7 protein-coding genes are annotated in these 8,072 nt (G+C 68.3%); 1 reads left to right on the top strand and 6 read right to left on the bottom strand.

Annotation, left to right across the window (positions count from 1 at the left end):
• From HY726_20740 to HY726_20715, 6 genes are all read right to left on the bottom strand, one after another.
• Nucleotides 1-1,139: HD domain-containing protein (locus HY726_20740; protein ID MBI4611426.1), on the bottom strand; the 1,139-nt coding region annotated here is incomplete at its 3' end.
• Between the two features lie 34 nt (nucleotides 1,140-1,173).
• Nucleotides 1,174-3,432 carry a hypothetical protein gene (locus HY726_20735; protein ID MBI4611425.1) on the bottom strand — a complete coding sequence of 753 codons (2,259 nt, stop codon included), beginning with the start codon at nucleotides 3,430-3,432 and terminating at the stop codon, nucleotides 1,174-1,176.
• A 29-nt stretch (nucleotides 3,433-3,461) separates the two neighbouring features.
• Complete coding sequence (locus HY726_20730; GenBank protein ID MBI4611424.1) at nucleotides 3,462-4,475, bottom strand: serine protease; 1,014 nt, start codon at nucleotides 4,473-4,475, stop codon at nucleotides 3,462-3,464.
• On the bottom strand, nucleotides 4,472-5,473 hold the full coding sequence (gene rfbB, locus HY726_20725; protein ID MBI4611423.1) for a dTDP-glucose 4,6-dehydratase: 1,002 nt from the start codon (nucleotides 5,471-5,473) through the stop codon (nucleotides 4,472-4,474). The genes HY726_20730 and rfbB overlap by 4 nt, the downstream gene beginning before the upstream one ends.
• Nucleotides 5,474-5,872: 399 nt before the next feature.
• Nucleotides 5,873-6,409: a dTDP-4-dehydrorhamnose 3,5-epimerase family protein gene (locus HY726_20720; GenBank protein MBI4611422.1), complete on the bottom strand. Its 537-nt coding sequence runs from the start codon at nucleotides 6,407-6,409 to the stop codon at nucleotides 5,873-5,875.
• 40 nt (nucleotides 6,410-6,449) lie between these two features.
• A complete protein-coding gene (locus HY726_20715) occupies nucleotides 6,450-7,511 on the bottom strand; it encodes a glucose-1-phosphate thymidylyltransferase (GenBank protein ID MBI4611421.1) in 1,062 nt (353 codons plus the stop codon).
• A 166-nt stretch (nucleotides 7,512-7,677) separates the two neighbouring features.
• Here HY726_20715 and HY726_20710 point away from each other — a divergent pair, with 166 nt between their 5' ends.
• Nucleotides 7,678-7,914: a hypothetical protein gene (locus tag HY726_20710; protein ID MBI4611420.1), complete on the top strand. Its 237-nt coding sequence runs from the start codon at nucleotides 7,678-7,680 to the stop codon at nucleotides 7,912-7,914.
• The last annotated feature ends 158 nt before the right edge of the window (nucleotides 7,915-8,072 follow it).

Below are 8,072 nucleotides of genomic sequence, written 5' to 3'. Positions count from 1 at the left end.
TTGACCCCGGGCGGAAGGAGATCGCGCACCCGTGCCTCCACCTGCTCGGCCTTCATGAAGCCGACGCCCGGCCGGAGCTCGGCGATGTCCAGCATCACCTCGTGGGACATCCGCCACTTGAGCCGGCGATCCAGGATCTGGCGCCATTCCTGACCCAACGCCTTGCGTTCAGGATCGTCGGAGTCGTGCCAGCGCCCGACCTCTTCCAAGAGCGTCCACTCGGTGAGGTGGAGATACGGATGGAGCTCTTTCCTCAAGTCCCAGGGAAAGGCGATCCGCATCGTGTCGCGGAAGATCTCCTTGAGATGGAGGTCGATGCCTCTCGTGGTCCGGTGGTAGTAGACGTTCGTGTACATGTAGAAGCGGGCCGTGAGAAACATGATGAGGGCCTGGGTGCCGCCGCGATCCAGCGTGAGCCCGTCCTCGGTGAAGAACGAGTAGTAGATGATCCGCTCGACGTCGATGGGCCCGACCGCGACGCCGCACATGTACGAGTCGCGCATTACGTAGTCCATGTTGTCGGCGGTGTAGATGCCGGAGAGGAGCGGCTTGAGGAACGCGAGCCAGCGCGGGTGGCTGGCATCGGGCCGGGTGTACGCCTTCCCCATCAGGTAGCAGCTCCACTCGGGGTCGATCCTCTCACCTGGCGCGAACGCCCCGCTCGGACTGCGCCTGAGCCCGCGGACGATATCCCCCAGCTCCTCCCGGATGATCCGCTGGCCCACCATCTCGTGCGTGAGGTCGAAGTCCACCAGGAAGTTGTCGTCGAAGAAGTGGCCAAAGGGACCGTGGCCGACATCGTGGAGGAGGCCCGTGATCCGGAGCAGCTCTTCGACGAGGGCCTGGGACGGGGCGTCGGGGAAGATGGACTTGAGCGAGGGGTAGAGCTGCTGGGCGAAGCGGCCCGCGAGGTGCATGGCGCCGAGGGCATGCTGGAAGCGGCTGTGCTCGGCCGCGGGGAAGACCCAGCGCGCCGACTGGAGCTGCGGGATCCGCCGGAGGCGCTGGACCCACGGCGTATCGATCAGCTCCTGCTCCGTGGCCTCGCCGGGAATCCCATCCGGGCGCGTGTACAGGATGTAGTGGTGGATCGGGTCGGCGATCAGGCCGCGTCCCTGATAGCTGTCCGCCCCCTTCATAGGCTTAGAGTATCACAACCGGACTCGCGCCATCCTACGCGCCGGGCAGCTCGACCAGCAGGAATTTCCGGTCGCCCCGGAGGACCCGGGTGCCCTCCAGGAGAAACGATCTGAGCAGCGCCATCCGCCGGTCGTTCTCCTCCCGCGGGCGGCGCTCATCGACGATCGGCGATCTCCCGTAGTCGAACAGCACGTCGTGGCGGACCAGCACATGGGTGATCCCGGCGGCCCGCACGCGGTCCCGGACCTCCCCGACGTCCCGGGCGGTGTCCACGTACTTCCTGAGCGTGTAGTCCTCGAACGCGTAATCCGACAGATGCGGCCGCTCGAGATGGTAGGTGTCCCGCCGCATGTTGATGAGCCAGAGGCGGGCATCGGGCGGGAGCTGGGTGTTGACGATGCGGTAGTACGGGTAGTGATCGAGCCGCCGTTCGAGATACGCCGCACGCGGCTCGCCGCCGAGGACCACCCGAACCGGGTTCTGCTCGAGGAACCACGCGACGATCACGAGGTGCCCCGCCACGGTCGTCGCCAGCAGCGTCCACTGGAGCGATCTTGTGCGACCACTCAACCCGGACCTTGTCCCGGCGGCTGCCGCGCCCGCGATCGCCACCGCCAGGGGCGGAAGCGCCGGCAGCAGGAACCGCAGCTGCTGGCTCGAGAAGAACCAGCCGACGAAGAGCCAGCCGGACGCGGCAGCGGCGAGTCGCAGCTCGGCGTCGAGCGGCAACCGCCAGAGCGCCCAGAGGAGGAGCGGCAGCCCGAGCAGGAACGAGATTCCGAGCACCCCGTCGTAGTAGGCGGGCTGCTCCGGCTGGGCCATCAACGACAGGCGCACCGGCGCGGCCACATAATGCACGACGCTTTTCGGATCACCGCCGTAGAGCGAGAGGAAGACCTGAAACAGCACCGAGCGCTCCGTGTCCCAGCCCTGGGCGCTGGCCTTCCACACGTCCAGGTAGAACGGAAACAAGGGGCTCCCCGTGAGAACCCAATTCCGCATGTACCACGGGCTCCCGAGGATAGCCGCACCCAGCAAGGCGACCAGCCCATCCCGGACGATCCCGCCCGGCCCCGGGGCCGGTCCGGCGCCGGCCTCGCTCTTGCGCCGCTCCGCCTGCCAGGCTCTGAGAAGGACGACCACGGGCAGGAAAATGACGAGAAACGCGGCCAGGGGCTTGACGGAGAGCGCGAAGCCGAGCGCGAGCACGAAGGCGACGAGGCTGGCGCGACTCGCGGTCGTCGACCAGCGCCCCAGCGCGTGGACCGCCAGCGCGACGTAGACCGACAGCGCCACATCCACGTACCCGCTGGAGGCGACGGAATAGGCCGCCGGAATGGCAGCGACGAGCGCCGAGACGGTGAGCGCCCAGCCCTCGCCCACCCCCTGCTCGCGCGCCCAGCCGTACACGAGGGCGAGCAGGAGCGGGAAGAACGCGAACAGGACGGCGCCGAAGGCGGCTTCCGCGACCCGGGCACCGGCCAGACTGCCGAGGAGCAGCGCCCACACGCCGTTCATCTCCGCGCCGAGGGGGAAAAAGCCGGCGATGTTGTAGGGCACCTCCACGATGCCGCCCGCGGCGACAAACGCTTTCGGGACCGCGAGGTGATAGATCAGCGCGTCCTTGCCGGTCGGGGGGGCGAGCGCAGCCACCAGCGCGAGCAGGACCGGAAAGGCGACGCATCCCAGGGCCACCCGCTCGAGCCCGCCTCGCCGGCGCTCCCCGTGATCCCCACCGCCTGGCCGAACGCCTCCCGCCCTCCGGTTCCGCACACCAGCAGCCGCGGCGAGCGCGAGCCCGCCCGCGAGAGCCGCCACCGCGACCGCCTTCGAGTAGAAGCCGGCAATCCCGAGCCCAAACCACAGAAGCGACCAGAGCCCGGCGCCGAACGCGACCTTCCTGGACCAGACAAGAGCGCTCGACCTCCTGGCCTCGCGCTTCGCGGCCGAAGACTCGGGCGGGAAGCGTTCCGTGAGCCGCACCACGATGTCGCCGAGACCGCACCACGCGAGGACCACGGCCACCGCGACGAGCGCGCCCAGAGCGCTTTCCGCAGCGCCCCTGAGGCCGAACAGTCTGGTCTGAACCAGCGACGCCAGGAACGACGGAAAGACCTCCGGAAGTCGCCCGACGTCCGACCCCCGCTGCCACAGGAAGAGCGCGGTGAGCAGGAAGAGTCCCGCGACCGCGACTCGGGTCGCAGGCAGGCCGAGGCCGTCGGGAGGAGTGGGCGCGACGCGGAAAGCGGCAGAGGCTGACGGGCCGGGCGTCGGGCGCTTCAGCGCGCGCAAATTCGTGTGGCTACCGGGCGCGCGGGGACCTACTTCTCCGTAGTGCGGAAGAAGCGGTAGCGGTCGGCGGAGCGGACCGTGATCGCGTGGAAGCGGGCATCCCGCACCACGACGAGCGTGATCTCCTGCCCTACCTGGGTCTGCCAGAGGCGGGTGTAGAACTCCTCCTGGCTCCCGACCGGCTCGCCGTCCAGCCGGACGATGCGGTCGCCGCGCTGGAAGCCGGCCGAGCCCGCGGGGCCGACCGGGGAGACCCCCGTCACGACGACGCCGCCGTCCTCCGCCGGCACCGTGTAGAGGCCGAGCCACGGGCGGGGCTTCCGGCTCACCACCCGTCCCTCGCGGATCAGCTCGTCCTTCCCCGGGAGAAACTTCTCGATGGGGATCGCCAGGTTCACGAGCGGCGGATCGCCGAGGCGGAGCGAGGCAATCCCGATGACCTCCCCCCGCTCGTTGACGAGCGGGCTGCCGCCGAAGGAGGGGTTGTAGGGCGCCACGACGAAGGCGCGGTCCAGCATGTACTCCCAGTAGCCGGCGAAGGCGCGGATCGTCTGAACGCTCCCGGAGGTGGCGACCAGGTCGCCGTCGTCGTCCACGCCCACCGTGGCCGTGAGCTGGCCGACCGTCACGGTCGTGGAGTCGCCCAGGACCGCGCTCGCATAAGGACCGGGGGCGTCGATCTTGACCACGCCCAGCCCGACCTCGAGGTCGAGGCCCACCAGGCGCGCAGGGAGCTTCCGGCCGTCGCGAAGCCACACTTCGATCCGCTCCGCGTCGAGCAGCACGTAGCTCACGGTCAGCGCATACCCGTCGGGGGCAAAGATCACGCCGCTCCCCCGGCGCTCTGGCCCCAGGGTATGCGCCGACGGGCGATCGCGCGGCACCTGGACCTTGATCCCCACGACAGCCGGCTGAACTTTCTGCACATAGGAGGGGAACTGGGAGGCGCCGGACGGGTCCGGGCTCTTCTGTCGTTCCTGAGGCGCGGCCCAGAGGAGGGCCGGGAGGACGAGAGCGACCAGGGCGAAGGCGATCCGTTTCATCGGCGTCCCCCGTACTGCCGGCGGTAGTACTCCCTGAAGGCCCCCGATTTGAGGGGCCGCCACCACGCCTCGTTGGCCCGGTACCACTCCACGGTCGCGCGGAGCGCCGCCTCGAAGGCATGGGCGGGCACCCAGCCGAGGCTCCGGAGCTTGGTCAAGTCCAGGGCGTAGCGGCGATCGTGACCGGGACGATCAGGGACCGGCTGAATCAGGCTCTCCGACTTGTCGAGGATCTCGAGGATCTTGCGCGTGAGGACGATGTTCTCGACCTCGGTGCCGGCCCCGACGTTGTAGACCTCGCCCTCGCCCCCTTTGTGCAGCACCAAATCGATGGCGGCACAGTTATCCAGCACGTAGAGCCAGTCGCGCACGTTCCGGCCGTCGCCGTAGAGCGGGAGCGGCCGGCCCTCGAGCGCGTTGGTGATGAAGAGCGGGATGATCTTCTCCGGATACTGGTAGGGGCCGAAGTTGTTCGAGCTCCGCGTGATGATGATCGGGAGGCGATGGGTCTTCCAGTACGCGAGGGCCAGCAGATCGCCCCCCGCCTTCGAGGCCGAGTATGGGCTCGAGGGGTCGAGCGGCGCGGTCTCCTTGAACGCGCCACGCTCGATCGAACCGTACACCTCGTCGGTGGAGACCTGCAAATACCGGGGGATGCGGAGCGCGTTCACTGCCTCCAGGAGCGTGAAGGTCCCGAACACGTCGGTCCGGATGAAATCGTCGGCCGCCAGGATGGATCGATCAACGTGACTCTCCGCAGCGAAGTTGACGATGGCGTCCGCGCCCCGCGCGACGTCCCGCACCAGGCCCGCGTCGCAGATGTCTCCGTGGACGAACCGGTAGCGGGGATCGCGCTCGACATCCCGGAGGTTCTCCAGGTTGCCGGCGTAGGTGAGCTTGTCGAGGTTGATGACCGAGTAGCCGGGATACTTCGTGAGGAGGTGACGGACGAAGTTGGAGCCGATGAACCCCGCCCCGCCGGTAACCAGCACCTTCATCAGTCGTGTCTCTTATTAGCCCTGCGCCGGGGCGCCCTGCCTCCGCTCAGGCCACCTCGCCTCGACGGGCTTGGCTCGCTCGAACGCCTCCGCTGGCCCCCCCATCCCCCCGCGGCGGGGGGTAGTCCTCGCGGCCCAACAGCGTTGGACCGCTCGGAGCGCTGCGGCGTCCTGCGCTTCGCCGCCCGCTACGGCTCGTCGGATTCGCTCGGCAGTGCATCCCCGACGCAGGGCGCGGGCGTGCTCTCTACCGAGCCGCCCAGCGGGTGGCACGGCGAGCGGGGCGCCCACCGGAGGGGCCGGGGGTCCCCGGGTACCCGCGAAGCGGGTGGGGCGGGGGTGGCCCCGACGGTGGGGCTGCTCGCCGGGACAGGACCCGGCGGGCGGCTCGACGCCTCGCTACTCACGCGATGTCTCCCAGATGGCGGCACCGGCAAAGTCCCAGGGGAGGCGGCCTTCGTCGGAGGAACCGGGATCCGGCGAGAAGTGGGTGTCCGTAAAGTAGATGATCCGGCCACGGACCGGCCCCAGGTTCCGGCACCCGTGCGCCACGCCCGGGGGGATCAGCACGAGGCGGGAGTGACCGTCGCCCAGCACGAGACGCATCCGCGCCCCTTCGGTGGGTGAGCCGGCGCGGAGGTCGATCAGCAAAAGGAGGATCTTGTCGGCGGGCGGAACGTACCAGATGTCGGTCTGCCGGCGGTGGAGATGGAAGGCCTTCATCACTCCCGGCTCCAGCTCGCTGTAGTTCAGCTGGGCCAGGACGAAGCCGGGAAACGCGCCGCACGCCCCCGCGGTGAAGCGCCCGAGCTCGGTGAAGGAGCCGCCGTCGTCGGTGTGGCGGGCGAGCCCCACGATCTCGACGCCCTTGATCTGGGGCTTCGGCGTGTAGTCCTGGAGGCGAAACGCGCGCCGGGCTTCGTCGCTCAGCTCCATGGGCGTTTCCCCGTCTTCGACCGCGGCACCGGATCCGCGCTCAAACGAGCCCGACCTGGGAGCGGTCGCCAAGCATCAGGTTGTAGGACTTGGGCTTGGCTTCGGAGCGATAGATGGTCACGTTCCGCCCCACCAGGCTCGATTCGATCCGCCCGCTGATGTCCAGGATGCTGGAGCCTTCGAGGATGATCGAGTGCTCCACCTCGCTGCCGCGGATGACCACCTGATCGCCGACCGCGGTGAAGGGCCCGATGTACGCGTTCTCGAGCATGGCGCCTTTGCCGATGATGGCGGGCCCGCGGACCACGCTCCTCACGATCTTCGCTCCAGCCTCGATGACCACTTTCCCGTGCACCTCCGAGGCCTCGACCTCCCCTTCCACGCGGGGCTCGAGGGCATCGAGGATGATGCGGTTGGCCTCCAGGAGGTCGTCCAGCTTGCCCGTGTCCTTCCACCACCCCTCGATCACATGGGGCCGCACCACGAGCCCGCTGTCGATGAGCCGCTGGATGGCGTCGGTGATCTCGAGCTCCCCCCGCCAGGACGGCTTGATCACCTTCACCGCGTCGAAGACATGCCGGTCGAACATGTACACGCCGACGAGGGCGAGGTCCGAGGGCGGCTTGGACGGCTTCTCGATCAGGCGGACCACCTTGCCGTCCTTGAGCTCAGCCACGCCGAACTGCTGGGGGTTGGGAACCCGCGCCAGGAGGATCTGGCAGTTCGGCTTCCCCTCCTGGAAGCTCTGGACCAGGGGGGCGAGCTTCTCGCGGATCAGGTTGTCCCCGAGGTACATGACGAAGGGCTCCCGCCCGATGAAGGACTCCGCGACCAGGACAGCGTGGGCCAGCCCCAGCGGGGCTTCCTGCTCGATGTAGGTGACGGCGACTCCGAAGCGGCTCCCGTCCCCCACCGCATCCATGATCTCGCGCTTGGTGTCACCGACGACGATTCCGATATCGCGGATCCCCGAGGCTGCGAGCGCCTCGAGCCCGTAGTAGAGGATTGGCTTATTGGCAACCGGGACGAGCTGCTTGGCCGAGGTGTAGGTGATGGGACGGAGCCGGGTGCCGCGACCACCGGAGAGGATCAGCCCTTTCATCGTTCCCTCACGTCATGGCCCCGTGATACTCACTTTAACTGCTGAACGGTGCGGGGTCCAGAATACACTGAATTCGCCCAAACGTCCGGGACCGGACAAAGTCCATTGACTTGATCGGAATATGAGGTATTATAAAGCCTGCTCCGGCTGAGAGGGGAGGACATCAATGAAAACGCTGAGGGAGATGCTCACGGAGGCCCGTCAGGTCGTCCGGGAGGAAGGCCCTGAGGCTCTCAAGGCCCGCCTCGACGCCGGCGAGCCCCTCGTCCTGATCGACGTCCGCGATCCCGACGAGTACCGGGACGGCTACATCGAGCCCGCCGTGAACATCAGCCGGGGCTTCCTCGAGTTCAGGATCGCGACAGCGGCCACCGACCCCAGCACGCCCATCGTCCTCTACTGACAGACGGGCCTCCGGTCGGTCCTGGCCGGCAAAGCTCTGAAGGAACTCGGCTTCACCGACGTCACCTCCCTCGCCGGCGGATACCAGCGGTGGGTCCAGTCCGGGTTGCCGATCGTCAAGGACTCCCCCCTCACGACAGAGCAGATCCAGCGCTACAG

The sequence above is a fragment of the Candidatus Rokuibacteriota bacterium genome (assembly GCA_016209385.1).
Taxonomy (GTDB): domain Bacteria; phylum Methylomirabilota; class Methylomirabilia; order Rokubacteriales; family CSP1-6; genus JACQWB01.
The sequence above is the reverse complement of the archived record's forward strand: the minus strand, read 5'-3'. Positions and strand labels throughout refer to the sequence as shown.